Below are 22,661 nucleotides of genomic sequence, written 5' to 3' on the forward strand. Positions count from 1 at the left end.
CAGCGGCAGAACACCCTGTTCCTGCAGGAGGTTTTGGCCGCACCGGTGCAAGGTGCCGCGCTGAGGGGAGGAATTGGCATTGGCGGGAGGCTGTATGGGTAATGGTGTGGGATGCGTCGTGGCGAGTGTGATGCGTCAAGGCAGGTCGGGTGCGTCAAGGCAGGTGGGATGCGTCGAGGCGGGTGGGGATTCCGACGCCAGCGCGGGGGCTGAGACGCCGACGTGCTGGGCGTTCAGACGCCGACGTGCTGGAGGCTCAGACGCCGATGAAGATGGGCAGCGCCTGCGGGTGGTGGGCGTAGACGATCGTGAGGAACACGAGCGCATCGAAGAGCAGATGCACCGTGACCGTATAGGGCAGCGACTTCGTGCGGGTGAAGATGAAGGCCTGCACGAGTGCAAAGGGGATCGTCAGCAGCGGACCGATCGACCGATAGCCGAGCTCCCAGAGAAACGAGACGAAGATGATCGTGGTGAAGACGTTCGCCGTCCAGAACGCGAAGTGTTTGCGCAGCAGGGCGAAGACGGTGCAGATGAAGAACAGTTCGTCCCAGATGCCCACGGCGTTGACTCCGAAGAACAGGCGGATGATCTCCGACCAGTTCGTCAGCGGCGGCCAGTTGAGGTAGACCCCGGTGCGCATGAAGTACTGGGGCAGCACCGCCCATGCGACCACGACGACGAAGACCAGCCACCCCCATTCGAGCCGCGACCAGGGTCGGCCGCGCCGCATCGGGTACTGGATCGTCTTGTCCTTGAACACATACCGGGTCACCAGCCACGGACCGATGACGACGGCGGAGAGGACCACACCCATCCGCGCGATGTTCGTCCACGAGATATCGGCCTCGACCGAGATCGCCGAGATGAGTGCAAGACATGCGGTGATGATGCTGAGATCCCGGGCGAAACTCCGATTGACACTCCACGCGATGACCAGGGCCGCGAGCATCGGCACATAGCCGAAGCCTCGGACCTGCGGAAACGTTGTTCCCACGCCGAAGAGCACTACCGCAGAGATCGCCAACAGGGCAGTCGCGGCGGCCTCCCAGCTGAGCAGTTTCAGCTGTGAGGATCCGATGGTTACCGCTCGGTCAGTGTCCACGCTCCACACTGTAGACGAACACGGCCTGACCTGCACCGAATCATCGGTCCGCGACGCGTAGGATCGATGCGAGGGAAGGACATCATTGGACCCAGAGGACTACTCCGAGCTCATCGCCGGATCGGCACCGGTGCCGCACACCGAGGTGGTGCCCGCGAAGTTCGCCGCCGGACGCACCATTGGAACAGACATCACGGCTCCACGCTCGGTGCCCGCCTTTGCCGCCTCGGCGATGGACGGATTCGCCCTCGACTCCCAAGCCCTGAACGCGGCTCGGCACGGGGAGGCCATCCGGGTCGTCGGCGACACGCCTGCCGGTCACGACCGCGTCGCCCTGCAGCCGGGATGCGGCGTGCGCGTGATGACCGGGGCTCCCGTCCCCACCGGCACCGAGGCTGTCATCCCCGTCGAACTCACCGACGCCCTGCAGACCGGGCCGCCTCCCGAGGCCATCCGGATCGATTCCCTTCCCGAAGCCGTGCGCCCCGGTTGGAACATCCGCTCGGTCGGTGAGGACATCAGCCGCGGGGAGACCGTAATGCCTGCTGGTGCGCGGATCACATCCGCCGGAGTCGGCACCCTCGCCATGCTCGGCATCACCGAAATCGAAGCGACCCGCCGACCCCGCATCGGGGTGATCGTCACCGGAGACGAAATCCGCAGTCCCGACCACGCAGCCGACACCGGCACCGAGGCGGTCGGCCCCCAGATCTTCAACTCGAACCTGCCGATGCTCGCCGCCGCCGTCCGCGACCTCGGCGCCGAAGCCATCGAGGCCACCTGCAGCGACGATCCCGGGCAGCTGCGCGGCGTACTGACAGCTTTGGAGACCGAGGCCGATCTCGTCGTGACGACCGGCGGAATCAGCGCCGGAGCCTTCGAAGTCGTCCGCCAGACCCTGGAGCCTGACCATTCGACCTTCCGCCGACTGGGTATGCGACCCGGATCCCCTCAGGGATTCGGACACTACGGCACCCTGCCGCTGCTCCATCTGCCAGGCACACCGCAGGGAGCCTTCGTCGCCTTTCACCTCTTCGCCGGCTCGCTGCTGGCCGGAAAGACACTGCGGCAGAGATGGCGGAAGGGCATCCTCGCGGGTCCGAGCCTCCGCCGCCACGGCAACGCTGTCACCTTCCGTCCCGGCACTTTCACTGAGACAGGAGAGATCCTCGCCTCCGACCGCGCCAGACTGCCGAACTTCGCCGCAGCCGCCGTGATCATCAGAATCCCCCGCACCACCGATTCTCCGCGCGGCACAGAAGAGCTGACAGCGGGCACTGTCGTCGACTATCTCGACTGCTGAGGCTCACAGCAAAGGCGAAGACGCCGAGAGAACGGCTCAGGCGCTGACCACACAGCCGAACTAGAATGGAGCCATGTCCACTTCACGCCTCGGCCCTGCCGACCGGACCCGCTACGCTCGCCAGATCCGACTGTCCGGGTTCGGGGAGAGCGCGCAGGCGGCACTGCTCGACTCGCATGTCCTCGTCATCGGTGCCGGGGGACTCGGCGCCCCGATTCTCAGCTATCTTGCGGCCGTCGGCATCGGCACGATCACCGTGGTCGATCCCGATATCGTCGAGCTGAGCAATCTGCATCGACAGGTCATCCACACCGAGGCGGCCATCGGCACGCGCAAAATCGATTCTGCCCAGCAGCGGATGAGCGGAATCAACTCGTCGATCGAGGTCCGCACGATCCCTGCGCTGCTGACCCCTGACAATGCCCTCGACACTCTGGACGGCATCGACATCGTCATCGACGGAAGCGACAACTTCGCCACCCGCTATCTCGCCAATGATGCCTGTGAGATTCTCGGCATCCCCCTCGTGTGGGGAACGATCCTCGGCTTCGACGGGCAGGTCGCCGTCTTCGATGCCGAACACGGCGCCACCCTGCGCGACCTCTATCCCGAGGTTCCCGCACCGGGTAGCGTGCCCGACTGCTCGGTCGCCGGAGTCCTCGGACCCCTGTGCGGTAGCATCGGTTCAGCCATGGCGATGGAAGCCATCAAGGTGCTGACCGGAATCGGCACGCCGCTGCACAACAGTGTGGCCATCCACAGCAGCCTCGACGTCGGATGGGAGATCGTACCGGTCTCACCGATCCCCGGCAGATCTCCGGTCACCGACCTCGAACAGCATCGCGGCGACTACGAACAGGACTCATTCGCCCCTGTCAGCGCGATCGGCGAGTCGGCAGAAACCGGGTCGGAGACGGCGGATCAGGAGCGTACCCTGGGCCTCGCCACGCTCAGTTGGCAGGAGGTCGACGACGAGGCGGTCCTCGTCGATATCCGCGATGACGACGAGGTCGCCTCGGGGATGGTTCCCGGTGCTCTCCATATTCCCATGGACGAGCTGCTGGCCGACCCGACCAGGCTGCCGTCGACTGAGACGATCAGCCGACAGTCGCCGGCCGAGTCAGCACCCGGTGTGGCACTCTACTGCCGGTCAGGAGTGCGTTCGGCCAAGACGGCCGCACAGCTGCGCTCACGCGGCATCGACGTGACCTCGATCAGCGGCGGGTACCTGGCCTATCTGTCACGGTCGGCTGCCCACCAGCGCTGACGGAACGCGGTCCTTCGCCAGCGTCCGAAACCAGGGACTCAGCCACCGGCGAACGGTGGGAGGACGTCGACGGTGTCACCGTCGGACAGCGCAGCGGACCGGTCGGTGGCGGCCACGGAGTTGACGAGGAAGCTCGAGCGCGAAAGCACCGCCGCTGCTTGGGGATCGGCCGCCTCGGCGAGGGTGGTGAGGAGCTCAGCGACGGAACCGGCGCGGATCTGGGATTCGCGGGCGCCGAAGGCCTCGCGGGCTGCGGCGAAGAACCGAACGGTGATGGTGGACACTTACCCTCCGATAGCACTCATGGGACGTTGGGGCTGCTCGAATGATTCCGTGTCCATCCCATGACCGGCGAGCTTCTTCCAATGCGCACCCTTCCACAGGTTCGCAATCGATTCGTCCGAGGCACCGTTGCGCATTGCGCTGAGCAGATCGACCTCGGTGCGGGAGAACAGGCAGGTGCGCACGCGGCCCTCCGCGGTCAGGCGAGTGCGAGTGCAGTCGGCGCAGAACGGACGGGTCACCGAAGCGATGATCCCGACTGTTCCGAGGACTGCGTCGGGACGACGACGATCGGCGACGAGGAACTTCTCGGCCGGGGCACCGTTGCGAGGGGCCGAATCCGGAGTGAGCACGAAACGGGGTTCGAGGAGTGCGAAGATATCGGCTGCGGTGATCATCGACGTCCGGTCCCAGGAATGACCGGCATCCAAGGGCATCTGTTCGATGAACCGCAGACTCAAGCCCTGTTCGAGGCACCACTGCAGAAGATCGGGGGCCTGTGCGTCGTTGATCCCCGGCAGCAGCACGGCATTGATCTTCACAGGTTGGAGTCCGGCATCCTTCGCCCCGTCGATGCCGTCGAGGACCCGTTTGAGGAACGGACGTCGGGTCATGCGTTCGAAGGTCGACGGATCGATCGTGTCGAGCGAGACGTTGATGCGATCCAATCCGGCGTCCTTCAACGCCGCAGCGCGTTTGTCCAGACCGATCGCATTCGTCGTCAGCGCAATATTCGGACGCGGCTGCAGCGCCGCGACACCGGCGATGATCTCGTTGATGTCCTTGCGGGTCAGCGGTTCGCCCCCGGTGAATCGGACCTGATCGACGCCGAACTTCTCCACGGCGATGCGGACGAAGCGGACGATTTCGTCGCCGGTCATCGCGGAATCGCGGGACATGAACTCGACGCCTTCTTCCGGCATGCAGTACGTGCAGCGCAGATTGCAGAAGTCCGTGAGCGAGATGCGGAGGTCGCGAGCGCGACGATCGAAGGTGTCGAGCAGAGCGCTCTCGCTGTGGGCAGTGAACTCCTCGCCCGGGTCGACTGTCGGAGTTCTCAGCACCGGCATGGGCAGGCCGATCTTCTCCATTGCGTCATCCTCCTTGAAAGCGTGTCGATATCATCGTCCCATGACTACTGCGAAGATGCATCGTGAGCGGATATACGAGACGATCGCGCCATTCCTCGGGACGGAGACGCTGCCGCTGGCCTCCTTGGTCGCCGCGCCGCGCCGACTGGCCGCCGATGTGGCCTCACCGATCGACGTGCCCGGCTTCGACAACTCGAGCATGGACGGCTACGCCCTCGCCGCTGCGACCGTCGACGATCTTCTCAACGCTCGGGATGCGCCGCCGACCGGAACTTCCCGTGCTGATCAGCTGGGACCAGTCCCGGTGCGCGGACGCGTCGCCGCCGGATCTCGCGGTGAGGCGGTCGCAGCGGGAACAGCAGTGGAGATCATGACAGGGGCACCGCTGCCGCCGGGCACCGACACCATCGTCAAGATCGAGGACACCTCACCGGGAGTCTTCGGGACCGAGTCCATCACGCTCGAGGTCCCGGTCGACGCCGACGTGGGTGCCTTCGTCCGGGTCCGCGGCAGCGATGTCCGCGCCGGCCAGACCGTCCTCAGGGCGGGCACGATGCTCACACCGGCCCACCTCGGTGTGGCCGCGGCCTGCGGCATCAGCGAGCTGCCTGTGCAGGCGCTGCCGCGAGTGCTTGTCGTGAGCACCGGCGACGAGATCACCGCTGAGGCGGCCGCCGGGATCAACGACGCGAACTCCGTGACGCTCTCGGCAGGACTGCGGCGTCTCGGCGTCGCCGTCGACGTCGCCTTCGTCCCGGACGATCCGCAGCGGCTGCTCGAGACGGTGCGGGCCAGCTCCGCAGATCTCGTCGTCTCCACCGGCGGCATATCGAAGGGCGCCCACGAGGTGGTCAGACTCGCCGCCGAACTCGACGCGAACTCCTCCATGGTCTTCGAACCCATCGCCATGCAGCCCGGGGGACCGCAGGGGCGGGGACGCCTGGCCGACCATGCCTGGGTGGCGCTGCCGGGCAACCCGGTGAGCACACTCATCAGCTTCGAACTCTTCATCCGCCCTGCTCTGCTCGGCCTGAGCGGACACGAGCCACCCCGCGAGGTCGCCTACCACCGCTTGGCCCACGGATTCGACGAGACTCATCCGGCAGGAAAACTCCAGGTCCGTCGTGCCAGGCTCACCGACGAAGGACTCGAGTTCGTCGGCGGGTCCCGTTCCCACCTGCTCCACAGCTATGCCGAAGCCACCCATCTCGTCTTCGTCTCGCCCGAGCAGCCAGGCGCAGACGATCCGTTCTCAGCTGTGGGAGATAGGCTGATGACGTGGAAGATCGCATGAAACTCAGCCACGTCGACGAGACCGGAACTGCCCAGATGGTCGACGTCGGAGACAAAGACGTGACGAAACGACGAGCAGTGGCCACCGGAACCATCACCACCCGGCCTGAGGTCATCGACATGATCGCGCAAGCCGGGCTGCCCAAGGGCGACGCCCTGCCGGTGGCGCGCATCGCCGCGGTGATGGGCGCCAAACGCACCAGCGACCTCATCCCGCTGTGCCATCCGCTGCCGCTGACCGGCATCGACGTCGATTTCGAGCTTCGCCCGGATGCGGTGGCCATCTCCGCCGCGGTGAAGACCGTGTCGAAGACCGGAGTCGAGATGGAGGCCCTGACCGCTGTGACGACCGCGGCGCTGACGATCTTCGACATGATCAAAGCCGTCGACAACCAGGCCGTGATCGGCGAAGTCAAGGTCATCGAGAAGTCCGGCGGAAGGAGCGGAGATTGGACGCGCGAGTCATGAGCACCGGCACCGTCATCACCACCGGGGTCGTCGACACCCCGATCTCGACGGCAGAGCTCGAACCCGAAGTCCTCACAGACACGTGCGGTGCCGTCGTCAGCTTCTCCGGAGTCATCCGTGACCACGACGAAGGTCGGGGAGTCGATCGTCTGCACTACGAATCCCATCCGCTCGCGGGCACCCAGATCGCCGAGGTGGCCTCCGACATCGCCGCCCGCCATCCCGCGGTCAGGCTCTCCGTCGTCCACCGAGTCGGAGACCTCGAAATCGGAGATGTGGCCCTGGCCGCGGTCGTCGCCTCCGCCCACCGGAAGGATTCCTTCCTTGCCTGTTCCGAACTCATCGACGAGGTCAAGGCTCGGGTAGCGATCTGGAAGCACCAGCACTTCACCGACGGCACCGAAGAATGGGTAGGAGCTCTCGAATGACCCAGCTGCGCATCAGCGACGCGGCCCAGTTCTTGGGAGTCAGCGACGACACAGTCCGGCGTTGGATCACCGAAGGGCGGCTGAGCTCCCACAAGGACGCATCGAACCGTGCCGTCGTCGACGGTCGTGAATTGGCTGCGCTGGCGCAGTCGAATGCCGGCAGTCTGCCGGACCCGACCGGTGTCGTCAGCTCCGCACGCAACCGTTTCGCCGGCCTCGTCACGGACGTCACCGTCGACGGAGTGATGGCCCAGGTGAGCCTGCAGTGCGGGCCGTTCCGCGTCGTCTCGCTGATGTCGGCCGAAGCCTGCCGTGAACTCGGCCTGCAGCCAGGCAGCCTCGCCACCGCCTCGGTGAAGGCGACGATGGTCTCGGTCGATACGGTGTCCGAGGACTGATCTCTCGGACCGCGAATTCGAGCCCCGACCACAGATGGAGTCTCATATCGGGGGATGAAGTCGACAATGGAGCGCATCTGCGGGTTCAATAGGAACATGAAGAAGACTCTCATCGGGCTCTGCGCCGTCGCAGCCCTGACGCTGACCGCCTGCTCGTCCGGCTCCTCGAGCGATTCCGACGATGGTTCGGCAGAGAAGACGGAGCTCACCGTCTTCGCCGCCGCCTCGCTCACCGAGGTCTTCGCCGACATCGCCGATGAGTTCAAGAAGGAGAACCCGGACATCTCGGACGTGAAGTTCTCCTTCGCCGGCTCGTCCGACCTCGTCTCCCAGATCTCCGAAGGCGCTCCCGCTGACGTGATCGCCACCGCAGATGAGAAGAACATGGACACCTTGGCCGGAGACGACCTGCTCGCCGGTGATCCGCAGATCTTCGCCTCGAACACGCTGGCCCTGGCCGTCGCCAAGGGCAACCCGGAGAACATCGAGACTCCGAAGGACTTCACGGGCAAGGACCTCGTCATCTGCGCACCGCAGGTGCCCTGCGGCTCAGCCACTGAGAAATGGGCCGACCAGAATGACCTCACCCTCGACCCCAAGAGCGAAGAGAACTCGGTCACCGATGTTCTCGGCAAGGTCAGCGCCGGCCAGGCGGACGCCGGAATCGTCTATGTGACCGACATCCCCCGCGGTGACGGCGAAGTCGAGATGGTCGACCTCGAAGGCGCCGACAAGGTGGTCAACCAGTACCCGGCCGCCGCCGTAGAAGCGAGTGAAAACCAGGAGGAAGCCGACGCCTTCGTCGAGTACCTGCAGTCCGACACGGCTGTGAAGATGCTTGAGGAAGCCGGATTCGCCACGCCCTGATGAACAGACGCACACGCAGCCACTCCACAGCGCCGTCCTGGCTGTGGATTCCGGCGACGGTCGGCATCGCCTTCCTGCTCCTGCCGATCATCGGGATGATCTCGAGGATCGAGCCGGACACTGTCTCGGCGGTCATCCAGGCACCGGAGTCGCGGATCGCGATGGGCCTGTCGCTGCTGACCTCGACCGTCTCTGCGATCGTCTCCGTCGCCATCGGGTTCCCCCTCGGGTACCTGCTGGCGACGAAGCGGTTCGCGGGCCAGCGAGTCGTGCGCACACTCATCCTTCTGCCGCTCGTCCTGCCTCCCGTCGTCAGTGGTCTCGCTCTGCTCTACACATGGGGCCGCTCCGCCCCACTCGGCGCGGCTCTCACCGAGGCGGGACTCGGCCTGGCCTACACCACGGCCGCCGTCATCGTCGCCCAGATCTTCGTGTCCATGCCCTTCATGGTGATGTCGGTCGAGACCGCGGTGGCGGCACAGGGATCGCGCTTCGAGCTCGCCGCCGCCGAACTCGGGGCCACCCCGGCGCGCGTATTCTTCACCGTCAGCCTGCCGCTGCTGCGCCCGGGCATCATCACCGGAGCCGTGCTCTGCTTCGCCCGCTCACTCGGCGAGTTCGGAGCCACTCTGACCTTCGCCGGATCGCTCGAAAGCGTGACGCGGACGATGCCCCTGCAGATCTACCTCGTTCGCGAATCCGATCCGCAGTCGGCCATTGCGCTGTCGCTGCTGCTTGTCCTTGTGGCGCTCATCATCATCGTCCTCGCATACCGTTCGCCTCACGCTCCGCGTGTGCGCCGTCCCGCTCCGCTGTCGCCGGCGAACCTCGAAGGGTCCCGCGGCGTCGGATCCGCTTCCGCAGGGTCCTCTGCGCCCGCTGCTTCCTCCGTACCTGCGGACCGCGCCGGCGCTCACGCGGCCGCGACCGCAGAATCGCCGGCGTCCGTCTCCACCGTGCCGACGGCACCGCCCGTGCGGCTGCCTCGGCGGGAGTTCCCCGACGCCCATCCCGACCTCAGCCTGCGTGCTTCCCTGGCCGAACGGGGATCCGAACTCGATATCACGGTGCCGAGCGGGTCGACGACGGCGATCATCGGCCGCAACGGTGCCGGGAAGTCGACGCTCTTCCAGATCCTCACCGGTGTCCTGGCAGCCGATGCGGGCAGCCTGCGGATCGGCGATGATGTGATCTTCGACGTGGATGCCGGAATCTGGCCGCCCATCCATGCGCGCGGCATCGTCCACCTCGCCCAGAACCCCCTGCTGTTCCCGCACCTCAATGTCATCGACAACGTCGCCTTCGGGCTGCGCTGTCGCGGCGTCAACAGGCAGGAGGCACGCCGGCGCGGACAGGAGATGCTGGATCGCCTCGGTGTCGGCGGCACTTCGGAGCGCCGCCCGAGCGCGGTGTCCGGAGGGCACGCGGCGCGGATCGCTTTGGCCCGTGCCCTCGTCATCGATCCCACCCTGCTCCTCCTCGACGAACCGCTCGCCGCACTCGACGTCGACGTGCGGATCGAGACCAGACGGGTGATGCGCCGCGTGCTCGAAGGCCGCACGGCGATGCTCGTGACCCACGATGTCGAAGACGTCATCGAGCTGGCGTCCTCGCTCGTCCTCATCGACTCGGGACGAGCCACCTATGTGTCGCGTGTGGGTGGCGTCGACACGGCGACGCAGGTCCCGGGCGGCGACTTCCTCTCCAGCTTTTGCGCTGAGGACAGAGAAGGAATACTGTGCAGTAGATCATAGTAGTCCTGCGTATCGAAGCAAGGGAGCATCACGACATGGCAGAACTCTCCTACTCCTCGGGAACATCGACCGAACCCCTCCTGGGGATCACGATCGCCGAACACTTCAAGCGCACCGCGGCGGCAAACGCCGATGCCCTGGCGCTCGTCGACCGGCATTCGGGGCGTCGTTGGAGCTACGCCGACTTCGACCGAGACACCGATGCCTTGGCCATCGGCCTCCTCGAACGCGGTGTCAAGAAGGGCGACCGAGTAGGCATCTGGGCCCAGAACGTCGCGGAATGGGCGCTCGTCCAGTATGCGACGGCCAAGATCGGGGCCATCCTCGTCAACGTGAACCCGGCCTACCGCAGCCACGAACTCGAATACGTGGTCGGACAGTCGGGCATGACCTTGATGATCTCGCAGATCGTCGCACCTCCGCATTCGGACTTCCGCGCGATCGCCACCGAGGTGGCCGCGAAGATCCCGTCTCTCGACCTCGTCTTCCTCGACACCGTGCCCGAGGACCTGACCGGGGACGCAGCGATCGGCGAGCGCGAATCCTTCGGCCACCTCATCGACCGGGGCAGGAAGCTGCTCGACGACGACGGTGCGAAGTACGCGGTGCGTCTGCAGCAGGTCATCGACGACCTCTCCGCTGATGAGCCCATCAACATCCAGTACACCTCCGGCACGACGGGGTTCCCCAAGGGTGTGACGCTCAGTCACCACAACATCCTCAACAACGGGTTCTTCATCGGTGAGATGCTCGACTACACGCCCGCCGATGCGGTCGTCGTTCCCGTTCCGTACTATCACTGCTTCGGAATGGTCATCGGCAACCTTGCAGCGCTGAGCCACGGAGCCGCAATCGTTCTGCCCTCGCCGGGCTTCGACCCGGTGAAGACCATGGCCGCTGTGACCGAGGAGAAGGCGACCTCGCTGTACGGGGTGCCGACGATGTTCATCGCCGAGCTCGAACATCCGCAATTCGGAGAGTTCGACTTCTCCACACTGCGCACCGGAGTCATGGCCGGCTCGCCGTGCCCGGTCAACACCATGCGCCGCGTCATCGAGGACATGAACATGTCCGAGGTCGCGATCTGCTACGGCATGACCGAGACCGCGCCGGTGTCGATGATGACCCGCGTCGACGACTCGATCGAGAAGCGGACCCAGACAGTCGGCAGGGTGATGCCCCACCTCGAGATCAAGATCGCCGATCCGGTCACAGGCCAGACGGTTCCGCGGGGACAGAAGGGAGAGTTCTGCACGCGGGGCTACGCCGTCATGCTCGGATACTGGGAACAGCCCGACAAGACCGCTGAGACGATCGACGCCGCCCGCTGGATCCACACCGGGGACCTTGCGATCATGGACGACGACGGCTACGTCGACATCTCCGGACGCATCAAGGACATGGTCATCCGCGGCGGTGAGAACGTCTACCCGCGCGAGGTCGAAGAGTTCCTCTACCACCACCCTGCCATCCGCGACGTCCAGGTCATCGGCGTCTCCGACGAGAAGTACGGCGAAGAGCTCATGGCCTGGGTGATCCTCAAGGACGGATTCGACTCACTCAGCGCCGAGGAGGTGCGCGAGTTCTGCTCCGGCAAGCTCGCCCACTTCAAGATCCCCCGCTACGTCGAGGTGCGCGAGTCCTTCCCGATGACGGTGTCGGGCAAGATCCGCAAGGTCGAGCTGCGCGAGGAGGGCGAGAAGATCGCCCACAATGCGTCCATCTGAGGGCGGCAGGCACGCTCCGGCGGGGCCGCGGTCGAAGTCACAAGTCGGTTGCAGTTCTTTCTGACAAGGGGCTGAGTTTTCCTTGTGTGCTCCGGTTCACTAGGATCACATCACATGAGAGCTGAATCACAACCGCTGGTGTCGGTGTCGAACGTCGAGAAGCACTACGGCGATTTCCATGCCCTGAAGAACGTCAACCTCGATATCGCCGAGCGGGAAGTCGTCGTCGTCATCGGCCCATCGGGATCGGGCAAATCGACTCTGTGCCGGACGATCAACCGGCTGGAGACCATCACCTCGGGCATCATCACCATCGACGGCAAGGATCTGCCGGCCGAGGGGGCTGCCCTGGCGCAGCTGCGCTCGGACGTTGGGATGGTCTTCCAAGCGTTCAACCTCTTCGCTCACAAGACGATCCTCGAGAACGTCACCCTGGGACCGATCAAGGTGCGCAGGCTCTCGAAGTCCGAGGCGGACAAACAGGCCATGGCGCTGCTCGAACGAGTCGGGGTCGCACACCAGGCAGACAAATATCCGGCTCAACTCTCCGGCGGCCAGCAGCAGCGTGTGGCCATCGCCCGGGCACTGGCGATGAAGCCGAAGGTGATGCTCTTCGACGAGCCCACCTCGGCGCTGGACCCGGAGATGATCAACGAAGTCCTCGACGTCATGGTCGGACTTGCCGAGGAGGGTATGACGATGGTCGTCGTCACCCACGAGATGGGCTTCGCCCGCAAGGCCGCGCACCGCGTGGTGTTCATGGCCGACGGCGAGATCGTCGAGGTCGCCGAACCCGAGGAGTTCTTCACCAATCCCCAGAGCACCCGAGCCAAGGACTTCCTGTCGAAGATCCTGACGAACTGAATCCACCCGATCACTCAGCACCAACTCACTCACAAGGAGAGACAATGAAGAAGCTCAGACTGGCAGTCGCCTCCGCGGCGATCGGCATCCTCGCGCTCAGCGGCTGCGGCCAGGGCGGAACTCCCGATGCACCGGCCGACGGCGATGGGGCCCAGGCCGAGGCTCCGGAGTACGAGGTCAACGACAGCGCGGACATCGCCGACTCGAAGACGTGGAAAGCCGCACAAGACGCCGGTGAGATCACCATCGGCGTGAAGAAGGACCAGCCTGGCCTCGGAAACGTCTCGGCAGGCTCGGAAGAGCCTGAGGGCTTCGACATCGAGATCGCGAAGATGGTCGCCGCACAGCTCGGTTTCGAACCCGACCAGATCAAGTACACCGAGACCGTGTCGGCCAACCGTGAGCCCTTCCTGCAGCAGGGCACCGTCGACATGGTCGTGGCCACCTATACGATCAACGACGAGCGCAAGAAGGTCGTCGACTTCGCCGGACCGTACTACGTGGCAGGCCAGGATCTGCTCGTAGCCGAGGATTCGGACATTGCCGGGCCGGAGGACCTCGACGGGAAGAAGGTCTGCTCCGTCGACGGTTCGACCCCGGCGCAGAACATCGAGGAGAAGTACACGAAGGCCGAACTCGTCACCTATGACGCGTACTCGAAGTGCGTGACCGACCTCCAGTCCGGATCCGTCGACGCCGTGACCACTGACGATGCGATTCTGCGCGGATATGCCAAGCAGTATGAAGGCGAGTTCAAGGTCGTCGGCAAACCCTTCACCGAAGAGCCCTACGGCGTCGGCCTGCCGAAGGACGATGATGCGCTGCGCGATGCCGTGAACGACGCACTCGAGCAGGGCATGGACGACGGCGATTGGGAGAAGGCATTCGAATACACCCTCGGATCCACCGATGATGTCGACATGCCCGAAGTCGACCGCTACTGACCCCGTCCACAGATTGACATGATGCGAGGGCGCCGATCCCGGTGCCCTCGCATCGATTAAGGAATCTGATATGGATTTCCTGGAGCTTCTCCAGCTGTTCCTCTCCGGTGCGTGGGGAACGATCAAGCTCTTCACCGTCGCCCTGGTCGGGTCCATGATCCTCGGCACGGTGCTCGCCGCCATGCGGGTGTCTCCGACCCCGGTGCTGCGCGGGGCGGCTTCGACCTACATCAACGTCGTCCGGAACACGCCGCTGACCCTGGTGATGTTCTTCTGTGCGTTCGGGCTGCCGTTCCTCGACATCCGGTTCGGCTCGACGAGCTCTTTCAACTCGTTCGTCTACGCCACGATCGCGCTCACCGTCTACACCGCCTGTTTTGTGGCCGAGACCCTGAAGTCGGGTATCGCCACGATCCCGGTCGGTCAGGCCGAAGCCGCACGGGCCGTGGGCCTGAGCTTCGGACAGACCCTCGGCGAGGTGGTCCTGCCGCAGGCGTTCCGCACAGTGATCCCGCCCCTGGGCAGTGTCATCATCGCAATGCTGAAGAACACCTCGATCGCTTCGGCGTTCAACAACCGAGAGCTCATCTCGGCGATGCGCAATGCCATCGAGATCCGCGGGGACCTGGTCATCCCGCTGCTGTTCGGCACCGCGCTGGCCTACCTCATCCTGGCTCTGCTGCTCGGACGAGTCTTCGACTACCTGGAGAAGAAGCTGGTGATCCTGCGATGAGCGCACCCACTCAAGTGCTGTTCGACGAACCCGGTCCGAAATCGCGCCGGAACAACATCATCCTCTCCGTGATCTCGACGCTCGTGCTGTTGGCGATCGCGGCCTTCGTGGTCTGGAAGTTCGCCGACGCGGGCCAACTCGATCCGGCGAAGTGGTATCCATTCACCTTTGCGCAGATCCAGACGGTGCTGCTCCAGGGGATGCTCGCCACGCTCAAGGTGGCCGTCGTCGCCTCCGTGCTGGCGATGGTCGTCGGCATCGTCTTCGCTCTGCTGCGTCTGTCCAACCGAAAGGTCATCTCCGTCCCCGGCACGATCGTGCTCGAGTTCTTCCGGGGTGTGCCAGTCCTGCTGCTGATCTTCGCGATGTTCCTCATGTTCGGCAACGAGATCGGTTCGTTCTGGTCCGTGGTCTTCGGCCTCACCCTCTACAACGGAATGGTGCTGGCCGAGATCATCCGGGCCGGCGTCCTCGCCGTCCCCACAGGGCAGCGCGAGGCCGCAATGGCCATCGGGCTGCGTTCCGGCCAGGTCATGAGCCTCGTGCTCTTGCCGCAGGCTCTGCGGGCCATGATGCCGACGATCATCGCCCAGATCGTCGTCCTCCTCAAGGACTCCGCTCTGGGCTTCATCGTCACATACCAGGATCTGCTGTACCAGGTGAACCTCATCGGACGCGAGTACAACAACCTGCTGCCGACTTTCATCGTCGGAGCGGTCCTGTTCATCATCATCAATATGCTCGTCGCCGGTTTCGCCCGATGGCTCGAGTCACGGCTCCAACGGAAGACCACCGCCGACACCGAGGCGGGCGGCCTGACCACCAAGATAGTCGACTGATGCCGCGGGGCCCGGTTGTTCCCGACCGGGCCACGCGACACCATGTATCGTTCACTTAGGAGTCGGCCATGAAGGAGCGCACCAATGCCAGAGCCTCAGCTCAGCCCCACACCGGTGAGGGTCGTGAAGAACCTCGACCGTGAACGGTACGAACTGTTCACCGATGAGACCCCGGGGGAGTTCATCGGGTTCCTCGCCTACCAGGTCATCGATGACCGCACCGTGGAGCTGCAGCACACGATCATCTCCGAAGGCTTCTCCCGGCGCGGCTTCGCCCGCACCCTCGTCACTGAAGTGCTCGAACGGATCAGAGCAGATGGGTCCTCAATCGTACCGACCTGTTCCTATGTGCAGGACTACCTCGAGCGGTTCCCGCAGTACGGCGATCTCGTGGCTCGTCAGTGACCAGGTCCGACCCGGCTGTCCGAGCTGGTCGTTTCGCTCCGAGTCCGAGCGGTGACCTCCACATCGGCAACATCCGCTCCGGTCTGCTCAGCTATGTGCGGGCTCGGCAGACCGGCCGACGGTTCCTGTGGCGGATCGAGGATCTCGACCGGGTGCGGGCCGGTGCGGCAGACTCGCAGCTCGAAGTCTTCGCCGAACTCGGGGTCACACCTGATGAGCCGCCTACCATCCAATCTGAACGTACCGAGGAGTACTCGGCCGCGATTGCGAAACTGGCGGCGGACGGTCTCGTCTATGAATGCTATTGCTCTCGCAAGGACATTGCCCAAGCGCCGAGCGCACCGCACGCGCCACCCGGGGCGTATCCCGGGACCTGCCGCAGCCTCGGCGAGGGGGAGCGCGAATCCCACCGGCGGAGACTGGAGGCGGAGAACCGTTCGCCGGCGCTGCGTCTGCGCACGGACAATCGAGAGCACCAGATCGACGATGTGCTGCTGGGCCGGGTGGACGCCATCGTCGACGATCTCGTGCTGCGGCGAGGTGACGGCGTCTTCGCTTACAATCTCACCGTCGTCGTCGACGACGCAGCGAGCGGAATCGACGAGATCCTGCGCGGGGACGACCTCGCCTCCTCAGCACCTCGCCAGGCGTATCTGGCCAGGCTGCTGGGAGTGCCCGAACCCCGCTGGCTGCATGTGCCGCTGGTGCTCAACGAGAGCGGACAGCGGCTGGCCAAACGCGATGGAGCGGTGACCTGCCAGCAGCTGCGCGGCATCGGGTGGACCGCCCCTGACTTCTTTGTCTGGATGCAGCAGTCACTCGGCTTCGGCGACATCGGTGGTCGGTGGAGGTCCGTCGACGACATGATCTCCGGAGTCGACTTCAATCAGATGTCGACAGAACCGACGATCTTCGTCCCGCCGGCGGGTCCCTGAGGCCGATCAGCCCTCACGCCGCCGGCGAGTCGACGGCGTCTCGGACGACTCCGTCGTAGATCGCTTCGAACGTATCGAGGGTGTACTCGATGTCGTGTTTGGCCACGACGTCGAGAGACGCCTTCGACATGTCATCGAGTTCGACGTCGGGCATCCGGCAGATGCGCGTGAACCGATCGGCCAACGCATCGATATCGCGCGGCGGGAACAGATACCCGTTGATGCCGTCGCGGACGAGATGCGGCAGCGCGACCGCGTCGGCAAGCACCACGGGTTTACGGGAGGCCAATGCCTCGAGCGTGGCGATGGACTGCAGTTCGGCGGTCGAGGGCATGCAGAAGAAGGTGCAGCGCTGGTACGCCTCCATGAGTGCCTTGTCGCTGATCTTGCCGAGTACATTCACACGGTCGGCGATGCCGAGTTCCGACGCCAGCTGCTTCAGCGGCTCCTCCTGGTCGCCGCCGCCGACGATATCGGCTTCGAGACCCAGCTCCGGATCGGTCTTCGCCACGGCCTCGACGATGTCTGCGGCATGTTTTTCCGAGGAGAGGCGACCGACGAAGAGGACGCGAGGGGGAATGGCCCGCGGAGCAGCCGAGTCTAGCTCACGCAGATGAGCGAAGCGCTGCAGGTCGATCCCGCAGGAGACCGCGCGGATGGGGGAGGAGAAACCGTTCTCGGTGAGCAGGTCGGCAGCCAGCTGTGTGGGAACCGTGATGAAATCGGCGGACTGGAATTTTCGGCGCAGATCCCACCAGGCGATGGCGGTGCCGACGTTGAGAACGGCCTTCGGAGCCCTGAGGTAGGGGCGGACATTGTCGGGCATGAAATGATTCGTGGCCACGACGGGGATTCCGCGCCGGATCGATTCGGAGAACGCGTAGCGGCCGATGACGAAATGAGCCTGAGTGTGGACGACATCAGGGCGGATGCTGTCGAGCAGTCGTGAGAGCTCGGGCTTCGTCTCCCACGGCATGCAGATCATCCATGTCGGGTGCAGTGGCCATCGATGGGCAGTGAGCCGGTGAACGGTGACTCCGTTCTCGACGCTGACCGAAGGCTTGCCCGTCGCTGAGGGACAGGCCACATGGACATCATTTCCGCGGTCCGCGAGACCTTCGGCCAACCGTTCGGCGAATTTCGCGGCACCATTGACTTCGGGGGCGTAGGTCTCTGCCGGAATGAGGATCCGACGTTTCTGAGTGGGACGGTGCGCAGACAGGATTCAGCTCTCCTCGGTGTCGGTCATGGTGTCGGAACGCCGGGCGTCCCTGCGCTGAGCTTCTCGATCTCTGACATCGGGATGATACCGCGACAATACAACGACGGCCGCACAGGCGACCAATCCGGTGAGACCGATGAGCACGACCAGCCAGACGGGTGAATGTGCCGCCTCGCCGAGGACGATGGTGCCCAGGATCACGGCCCCGATCGGGTCGATGACGGTCAGCCCGGCGATGACCATCTCAGGAGGTCCTGCCGCATAGGAATTCTGGACGAACCAGGATCCCAGCGCCACGGCCGCCAACAGTGCGGCGACGTTGATCCAGGTGACCTGCTCGAGCCCGGCCTGGAGGAACTGGACGCTGACCAGATGGGCATTCGTGGCCACACAGGCGAAGAGCAGCCCGGCCGCAGTGATGAGCACGAGCTGAGGGGCATGGCGGAAGACCAGCATGATCACGAGGCCGACGATGACGGCGATGGAGGTGATCCAGAACAGCGGCATCGCATCGGCGCCGAGGTGGACCTCCGACTGCGCAGTCGTGGCCGAAAGCGCGACGAAGAGCGTCACCCCGACAGTGCACCAGACGACCGACTGGACGAGCCGCCTGTTGACCTTGAGCCCGCGGTGACGGACGCCGAGCAGCACGGAGACGATGAGTGAGAACGCCCCGATCGGCTGAACCACCATCACCGGTGCCAACGCCAGGGCCACGAAGTTTCCTGCCGTTCCCAAGCCGAGGATGATCAGCCCGAGGAGCCACCGGCGGTTGTGCAGCAGTTCGGTGAAATGCGCCCAGCTGAGTCCATTGTGCGAGTCATCCTGCCCCGCAACAGCGTCGTGCTGGTACAGGGCGCCGAACGCCAGTGCCACAGCTGCCAGGACGGCGAAGGCGATTGCCACAATGGTCACGATGACTCTTCCGGTTTCGACGGGGCAGATTTCGATGGGGCAGATGCGGGGAGCGGATCGCTTCGAGTCTATCGCGCAGGACGGTCGTGCAGACGGCTGTGAACTGTGTTTGTCCTGACTGTGAGGCAACCCTGCGCTGAGACTGTCAGGGAACCCGCGGCGGCGGGTGGGGAAACCCCGATTCCTGTGAGGTAAAGCACTCTGTCAGGTTTTGTTCGCGGGCCGTGGGGTTTGCTAAGGTGGACAGCACGTCCGCAGGATACTGCGGCATTCCTCCGTAGCTCAGTTGGCAGAGCATTCGACTGTTAATCGAAGGGTCGCTGGTTCGAGCCCAGCCGGGGGAGCAGCCAAGGCCCCGTCCGAGTGGACGGGGCCTTCGTCGTCTCCGGGTCCACGTGCGGGCTGTCCCTTGCTGAGGTCCACCTGCGGGTTGACCTTTGCTGAGGTCCGCGTGCGGGCTGACCGGGTTATAGGGTTATAGGCCGCCCGCTGAGCCGGACCTTTCGGCTCCGACTCGCTCCTGCCGGACGTGCCCCTTCCGACCGGCCTGAATGGTTCCCGACTGCTCTGACACGCTGCCGGACGAAAATTTCGCCCGATATCCCGTCATTCAAGCCGCAGCGCGTCTGTCGACCCGTACGCCGGTCGATATATGCTCTTCGCCTTGATCGAGGCCGTGTCCGCCGACCGGCGTCATCGATGTGTGGGTGGGAACCGGCACGCTGGCGGGAATAGAAGGGTGACGGGTCCCGGTTCAATCTCTATGAAGTCTTTCGGATTCCTCAGTTTCGGCCATTACGGTTCCGACCTCGATGCCGGGCAGATGTTGCGCGACGCGTTGGAGATCTCCGTCGGTGCCGACGAACTCGGCATCAACGGTGCCTATTTCCGCGTCCACCATTTCGCGACCCAGGCGGCTTCTCCGATTCCGCTGCTGTCGACGATCGCCGCAAAGACCCGCACAATCGAAGTGGGCACCGGGGTCATCGATATGCGCTAGCGCATGCCCGGGTTGTAGCACCCGTTGTCAGCGTTCGCGCGCTTTACAGCACAACGCTGACGGCAATCCTGGCTGGTTTTCGATGAAGGCGGCTCTTCCTGCGCTGAGCGTCGGTGCGATGATCGCGCAACCCGGCGGTGCTCCACCCTCATAGAGGCGCATCAAGTACTTCGCGCAGCTGATCGACGGTGGGCGAACCAGCCAGCCCGGCAGGAGTGCGGAACACTCGACAGGCGAGCCCCACCGGCGTGTGCTCGTCGGCGAAGAGGTCGGAACCGTCAATGAGGACGGTCGGGGACCCGTGGAACCCGAGGCGGGCGGCGTCCTCGGCAGTCTCGACTCGCTGATGCACGACGCGGACGTCCGATCGGCCGTCGAGGGCCTCGGTGAGCCGCCGGTCGAGCACCTCCCAGTTCGGGCACCCGTCGAAGTACTGCAACGTGATCTCCATGATCCACTCCTCTCAGGCTCTGTCCGCGCGGACCGCGGCCGGTGACGCCGTCTCAGGCGACGCGGCCGCCGCTTGGCTCTTGCGGGCACGCGCGGCGCGCAGCCCGTTGGCGATGACGACGACCTCGGCGACCTCGTGGACGAGCACGACTGCGGCCAGGCCGAGCACGCCGGTGATGGCCAGCGGCAGCAGCACGGTGATGATCGCCAGGGACAACACGATGTTCTGGTTCATGATCGCCCGGCCGCGGCGGGCGTGCCGCAGCGCCTGCGGGATCAGGCCGAGGTCGTGTCCGGTGAAGGCGACGTCGGCGGACTCTATCGCGGCGTCGGAGCCGGTCGCGCCCATCGCGATGCCCACGGTCGCCCCGGCCAGGGCGGGGGCGTCGTTGATGCCGTCGCCGATCATCGCGGTGGGTGACTGCTCGGAGAGCTGGGCCACGATGCGGGCCTTGCCCTCCGGCCGCAGCTCGGCGTGCACGTCGCCGATCCCGGCGATCTGCGCCAGGGCGTGGGCGGTGCGGGCGTTGTCTCCGGTGAGCATGCTCACCTCGACGCCCTGGCTCTTCAGCGTGCGCACGACGTCGGGGACCTCGGGGCGCAGCTCGTCGCGGACCCCGATCGCCCCGGCCAGGCGGCCGTCGACGGTGACGAGCACGCAGGTCTGGCCCTCGGCCTCCAGGTCCTCGACCCGGGCCTTGAGCGGTCCGGCGTCGATCCAGCGGGGGCTGCCCACGCTCACCCGGAGGCCGTCGACGGTGCCGCCGATGCCGTGGCCGGCCTCCTCCGTCACCTCTTGCGCGGCGGGGGCTCCCTGGCCCGCGGCGGCGATGGCGGCGGCGAGAGGGTGCGTCGAGTGCTGCTCCACCGCCGCGGCCCAGGCGAGCACCTGCGCGTCGTCGAAGCAGTCGGCGGCGACGACGGCGGTGACCTCGGGCCGGTTGCGGGTCAGGGTGCCGGTCTTGTCCACGGCGAGGTGGCGGATGCCGCCGAGGCGCTCGAAGGCGGCACCGCTCTTGATGACGACGCCGAACTTCGTCGCAGCCCCGATCGCGGACACCACCGTGACGGGCACCGCGATCGCCAGCGCGCACGGGCTGGCCGCGACGAGCACGACCAGGGCGCGGGTGATCCAGGTCTCCGGGTCGCCGAGCAGCGAGCCGAGCACGCCGACCAGGACGGCGAGGACCATCACGCCGGGCACCAGCGGACGGGCGATCCGGTCGGCGATGCGCGCGCGTTCGCCCTTCTCGGTCTGGGCCTGCTCGACCAGCTCCACGATGGTGGTCAGCGAGTTGTCGGTGCCCGCCGCGGTCGCCTCGACCTCCAGGACCCCGGCGGTGTTGATCGCGCCCGCCGACACTGCGTCATCGGGGGCGACCTCGACCGGGATCGACTCGCCGGTGATCGCCGAGGTGTCCAAGCTGGAGCGACCGGACCGGACAGTCCCGTCGGTCGCGACCCGCTCGCCGGGGCGGACCAGCAGCACGTCGCCGACGGCGATCTCCTTGGCCGGGACTTCGACCGAGGCATCGTCGCGCAGCACGGTCGCGGTCTCCGGCACAAGCTTCAGCAGCGCGCGCAGGCCCCCGCGGGCGCGGTCCATCGCCTTGTCCTCCAGGGCCTCGGCGATCGAGTAGAGGAACGCCAGTGCGGCGGCCTCCTCGGCGTAGCCGAGGATCACTGCGCCGACGGCGCTGATCGTCATCAGCAGCGCGATCCCCAGCTTCCGCTTGACGAACAGGTTCCGCAGAGCGCCGGGCACGAACGTGTACGCGCCCAGCAGCAGGCCCGCCCAGAACGCGACGAGCGCCGCGACGTGCAGCCCCGACCACTCCAGCACCAGGCCGGTGCCGAACGCGACGCCGGAGAGGATCGGCACCACCAGTCCCGGATCGCGCCACCACGGGCGCTCGGCCTCCTCGGCCTCTTCGGCGGCACTGGTGGTCGGCTCGTCGCAGCCGCAGGCGGCGCTCACGAGGCGTCCCCTGAACCGGTCGCGGCGCAGCAGCCGGGCACCGAGCAGTGCGGGTCGATGCACGGCGCGCTCTCGTCCACCGCGAGCGTGACGTCCACCAGCGCCGTCAGCGCCCCGGCCAGGTGCGGGTCGGCGATCTCGTAGCGGGTCTGGCGGCCCTCGGGCTCGGCGACCACGATCCCGCAGTCGCGCAGGCACGTCAGGTGGTTGGACACGTTCGAGCGCGTCAGCCCCAGCTCGCGCGACAGCACGGCAGGGTGGCTCGGGCCGTCGAGCAGGGACATCAGGATCTTGGAGCGCGTCGGGTCGGCCATGGCCCGGCCAAGCCGGCTCATGACGTCGAGGCGCGAAGCAATAGTCAGCATGCACTGAACTATACAGTGCACGCTGACC

The 22,661-nt window shown here is 65.6% G+C and carries 24 protein-coding genes and 1 tRNA gene; 17 read left to right on the forward strand and 8 right to left on the reverse strand.

Going from position 1 to position 22,661, the window contains the following annotated elements; genetic code table 11:
* Positions 1–256: 256 nt before the first annotated feature.
* Positions 257–1,105 carry a CPBP family intramembrane glutamic endopeptidase gene (locus EB835_RS09195; protein ID WP_240688652.1) on the reverse strand — a complete coding sequence of 283 codons (849 nt, stop codon included), beginning with the start codon at positions 1,103–1,105 and terminating at the stop codon, positions 257–259.
* Between the two features lie 85 nt (positions 1,106–1,190).
* On the opposite strand from EB835_RS09195, the gene EB835_RS09200 reads away from it, so the two are divergent.
* Together EB835_RS09200 and EB835_RS09205 are read left to right on the forward strand one after the other, a co-directional pair.
* Positions 1,191–2,408 carry a molybdopterin molybdotransferase MoeA gene (locus EB835_RS09200; protein ID WP_135809171.1) on the forward strand — a complete coding sequence of 406 codons (1,218 nt, stop codon included), beginning with the start codon at positions 1,191–1,193 and terminating at the stop codon, positions 2,406–2,408.
* Positions 2,409–2,481: 73 nt separating this feature from the next.
* Positions 2,482–3,675, forward strand: a complete 1,194-nt coding sequence (locus EB835_RS09205; RefSeq protein ID WP_135809172.1) for a ThiF family adenylyltransferase — start codon at positions 2,482–2,484, stop codon at positions 3,673–3,675.
* 38 nt (positions 3,676–3,713) lie between these two features.
* Here the strand turns inward: EB835_RS09205 and EB835_RS09210 are convergent, their stop codons facing one another.
* Positions 3,714–3,959: a MoaD/ThiS family protein gene (locus EB835_RS09210; protein WP_135809173.1), complete on the reverse strand. Its 246-nt coding sequence runs from the start codon at positions 3,957–3,959 to the stop codon at positions 3,714–3,716.
* Positions 3,960–5,048 carry a GTP 3',8-cyclase MoaA gene (moaA, locus tag EB835_RS09215; protein ID WP_135809174.1) on the reverse strand — a complete coding sequence of 363 codons (1,089 nt, stop codon included), beginning with the start codon at positions 5,046–5,048 and terminating at the stop codon, positions 3,960–3,962.
* A 40-nt stretch (positions 5,049–5,088) separates the two neighbouring features.
* On the opposite strand from moaA, the gene EB835_RS09220 reads away from it, so the two are divergent.
* From EB835_RS09220 to gluQRS, 13 genes are all read left to right on the forward strand, one after another.
* Positions 5,089–6,342, forward strand: coding sequence for a molybdopterin molybdotransferase MoeA (locus EB835_RS09220; RefSeq protein ID WP_135809175.1), 1,254 nt, complete (start codon positions 5,089–5,091; stop codon positions 6,340–6,342).
* Positions 6,339–6,809, forward strand: a complete 471-nt coding sequence (gene moaC / locus EB835_RS09225) for a cyclic pyranopterin monophosphate synthase MoaC (RefSeq protein ID WP_135809231.1) — start codon at positions 6,339–6,341, stop codon at positions 6,807–6,809. The genes EB835_RS09220 and moaC overlap by 4 nt, the downstream gene beginning before the upstream one ends.
* Entirely contained in the window at positions 6,791–7,237 is a 447-nt protein-coding gene (locus EB835_RS09230) for a molybdenum cofactor biosynthesis protein MoaE (RefSeq protein ID WP_240688653.1), read from the forward strand. The genes moaC and EB835_RS09230 overlap by 19 nt, the downstream gene beginning before the upstream one ends.
* Entirely contained in the window at positions 7,234–7,635 is a 402-nt protein-coding gene (locus tag EB835_RS09235) for a TOBE domain-containing protein (protein ID WP_135809176.1), read from the forward strand. Before EB835_RS09230 ends, EB835_RS09235 begins: the two co-directional genes overlap by 4 nt.
* A 96-nt stretch (positions 7,636–7,731) precedes the next feature.
* Entirely contained in the window at positions 7,732–8,502 is a 771-nt protein-coding gene (modA, locus tag EB835_RS09240; RefSeq protein ID WP_135809177.1) for a molybdate ABC transporter substrate-binding protein, read from the forward strand.
* Positions 8,502–10,256: an ABC transporter permease gene (locus tag EB835_RS09245; protein ID WP_135809178.1), complete on the forward strand. Its 1,755-nt coding sequence runs from the start codon at positions 8,502–8,504 to the stop codon at positions 10,254–10,256. The genes modA and EB835_RS09245 overlap by 1 nt, the downstream gene beginning before the upstream one ends.
* Positions 10,257–10,291: 35 nt before the next feature.
* Positions 10,292–11,983, forward strand: a complete 1,692-nt coding sequence (locus tag EB835_RS09250) for an AMP-binding protein (protein ID WP_135809179.1) — start codon at positions 10,292–10,294, stop codon at positions 11,981–11,983.
* Positions 11,984–12,118: 135 nt separating this feature from the next.
* A complete protein-coding gene (locus EB835_RS09255) occupies positions 12,119–12,847 on the forward strand; it encodes an amino acid ABC transporter ATP-binding protein (protein WP_205749905.1) in 729 nt (242 codons plus the stop codon).
* A 44-nt stretch (positions 12,848–12,891) separates the two neighbouring features.
* Entirely contained in the window at positions 12,892–13,791 is a 900-nt protein-coding gene (locus tag EB835_RS09260) for a transporter substrate-binding domain-containing protein (protein WP_135809181.1), read from the forward strand.
* A 70-nt stretch (positions 13,792–13,861) separates the two neighbouring features.
* Positions 13,862–14,524 (forward strand): amino acid ABC transporter permease, encoded by a 663-nt coding sequence (locus EB835_RS09265; RefSeq protein ID WP_135809182.1) that lies wholly within the window; start codon positions 13,862–13,864, stop codon positions 14,522–14,524.
* On the forward strand, positions 14,521–15,363 hold the full coding sequence (locus EB835_RS09270) for an amino acid ABC transporter permease (protein WP_135809183.1): 843 nt from the start codon (positions 14,521–14,523) through the stop codon (positions 15,361–15,363). Before EB835_RS09265 ends, EB835_RS09270 begins: the two co-directional genes overlap by 4 nt.
* An 84-nt stretch (positions 15,364–15,447) precedes the next feature.
* Positions 15,448–15,768, forward strand: coding sequence for a GNAT family N-acetyltransferase (locus EB835_RS09275; RefSeq protein WP_135809184.1), 321 nt, complete (start codon positions 15,448–15,450; stop codon positions 15,766–15,768).
* A complete protein-coding gene (gene gluQRS / locus EB835_RS09280) occupies positions 15,765–16,703 on the forward strand; it encodes a tRNA glutamyl-Q(34) synthetase GluQRS (protein ID WP_135809185.1) in 939 nt (312 codons plus the stop codon). The genes EB835_RS09275 and gluQRS overlap by 4 nt, the downstream gene beginning before the upstream one ends.
* A gap of 13 nt (positions 16,704–16,716) precedes the next feature.
* On the opposite strand, the gene EB835_RS09285 is transcribed toward gluQRS, so the two are convergent.
* Positions 16,717–17,928: a glycosyltransferase gene (locus tag EB835_RS09285; RefSeq protein ID WP_346763148.1), complete on the reverse strand. Its 1,212-nt coding sequence runs from the start codon at positions 17,926–17,928 to the stop codon at positions 16,717–16,719.
* Positions 17,929–18,840, reverse strand: coding sequence for a DMT family transporter (locus tag EB835_RS09290; RefSeq protein WP_240688654.1), 912 nt, complete (start codon positions 18,838–18,840; stop codon positions 17,929–17,931). It abuts the gene before it with no gap.
* A 271-nt stretch (positions 18,841–19,111) separates the two neighbouring features.
* On the opposite strand from EB835_RS09290, the gene EB835_RS09295 reads away from it, so the two are divergent.
* Together EB835_RS09295 and EB835_RS09300 are read left to right on the forward strand one after the other, a co-directional pair.
* Positions 19,112–19,184, forward strand: a tRNA-Asn gene (locus tag EB835_RS09295).
* A gap of 419 nt (positions 19,185–19,603) precedes the next feature.
* Positions 19,604–19,840, forward strand: coding sequence for an LLM class flavin-dependent oxidoreductase (locus tag EB835_RS09300; protein ID WP_135809187.1), 237 nt, complete (start codon positions 19,604–19,606; stop codon positions 19,838–19,840).
* Between the two features lie 148 nt (positions 19,841–19,988).
* Here the strand turns inward: EB835_RS09300 and EB835_RS09305 are convergent, their stop codons facing one another.
* Genes EB835_RS09305 through EB835_RS09315 form a run of 3 tightly spaced genes read right to left on the reverse strand, consistent with a single transcriptional unit; the run spans position 19,989 to position 22,633 of the window.
* A complete protein-coding gene (locus EB835_RS09305) occupies positions 19,989–20,291 on the reverse strand; it encodes a thioredoxin family protein (protein ID WP_135809188.1) in 303 nt (100 codons plus the stop codon).
* Positions 20,292–20,303: 12 nt separating this feature from the next.
* Entirely contained in the window at positions 20,304–22,268 is a 1,965-nt protein-coding gene (locus tag EB835_RS09310; protein ID WP_127362084.1) for a heavy metal translocating P-type ATPase, read from the reverse strand.
* Positions 22,265–22,633, reverse strand: coding sequence for a Cd(II)/Pb(II)-sensing metalloregulatory transcriptional regulator CmtR (locus EB835_RS09315; protein WP_135809189.1), 369 nt, complete (start codon positions 22,631–22,633; stop codon positions 22,265–22,267). Before EB835_RS09315 ends, EB835_RS09310 begins: the two co-directional genes overlap by 4 nt.
* Positions 22,634–22,661 lie beyond the last annotated feature (28 nt).

The organism is Brevibacterium sp. S22 (assembly GCF_004745485.1).
Taxonomy (GTDB): Bacteria; Actinomycetota; Actinomycetes; order Actinomycetales; family Brevibacteriaceae; genus Brevibacterium.

What these genes read in the sequence shown, in the direction of transcription:
- EB835_RS09205 (WP_135809172.1), top strand. Translation starts at nt 2,482, where the DNA reads ATGTCCACTTCACGCCTCGGCCCTGCCGACCGGACCCGCTACGCTCGC.
- moaA (WP_135809174.1), bottom strand. Translation starts at nt 5,048, where the DNA reads ATGGAGAAGATCGGCCTGCCCATGCCGGTGCTGAGAACTCCGACAGTC.
- EB835_RS09220 (WP_135809175.1), top strand. Translation starts at nt 5,089, where the DNA reads ATGACTACTGCGAAGATGCATCGTGAGCGGATATACGAGACGATCGCG.
- moaC (WP_135809231.1), top strand. Translation starts at nt 6,339, where the DNA reads ATGAAACTCAGCCACGTCGACGAGACCGGAACTGCCCAGATGGTCGAC.
- EB835_RS09235 (WP_135809176.1), top strand. Translation starts at nt 7,234, where the DNA reads ATGACCCAGCTGCGCATCAGCGACGCGGCCCAGTTCTTGGGAGTCAGC.
- modA (WP_135809177.1), top strand. Translation starts at nt 7,732, where the DNA reads ATGAAGAAGACTCTCATCGGGCTCTGCGCCGTCGCAGCCCTGACGCTG.
- EB835_RS09245 (WP_135809178.1), top strand. Translation starts at nt 8,502, where the DNA reads ATGAACAGACGCACACGCAGCCACTCCACAGCGCCGTCCTGGCTGTGG.
- EB835_RS09250 (WP_135809179.1), top strand. Translation starts at nt 10,292, where the DNA reads ATGGCAGAACTCTCCTACTCCTCGGGAACATCGACCGAACCCCTCCTG.
- EB835_RS09260 (WP_135809181.1), top strand. Translation starts at nt 12,892, where the DNA reads ATGAAGAAGCTCAGACTGGCAGTCGCCTCCGCGGCGATCGGCATCCTC.
- EB835_RS09265 (WP_135809182.1), top strand. Translation starts at nt 13,862, where the DNA reads ATGGATTTCCTGGAGCTTCTCCAGCTGTTCCTCTCCGGTGCGTGGGGA.
- EB835_RS09270 (WP_135809183.1), top strand. Translation starts at nt 14,521, where the DNA reads ATGAGCGCACCCACTCAAGTGCTGTTCGACGAACCCGGTCCGAAATCG.
- EB835_RS09275 (WP_135809184.1), top strand. Translation starts at nt 15,448, where the DNA reads ATGCCAGAGCCTCAGCTCAGCCCCACACCGGTGAGGGTCGTGAAGAAC.
- EB835_RS09300 (WP_135809187.1), top strand. Translation starts at nt 19,604, where the DNA reads ATGAAGTCTTTCGGATTCCTCAGTTTCGGCCATTACGGTTCCGACCTC.
- EB835_RS09305 (WP_135809188.1), bottom strand. Translation starts at nt 20,291, where the DNA reads ATGGAGATCACGTTGCAGTACTTCGACGGGTGCCCGAACTGGGAGGTG.
- EB835_RS09315 (WP_135809189.1), bottom strand. Translation starts at nt 22,633, where the DNA reads ATGCTGACTATTGCTTCGCGCCTCGACGTCATGAGCCGGCTTGGCCGG.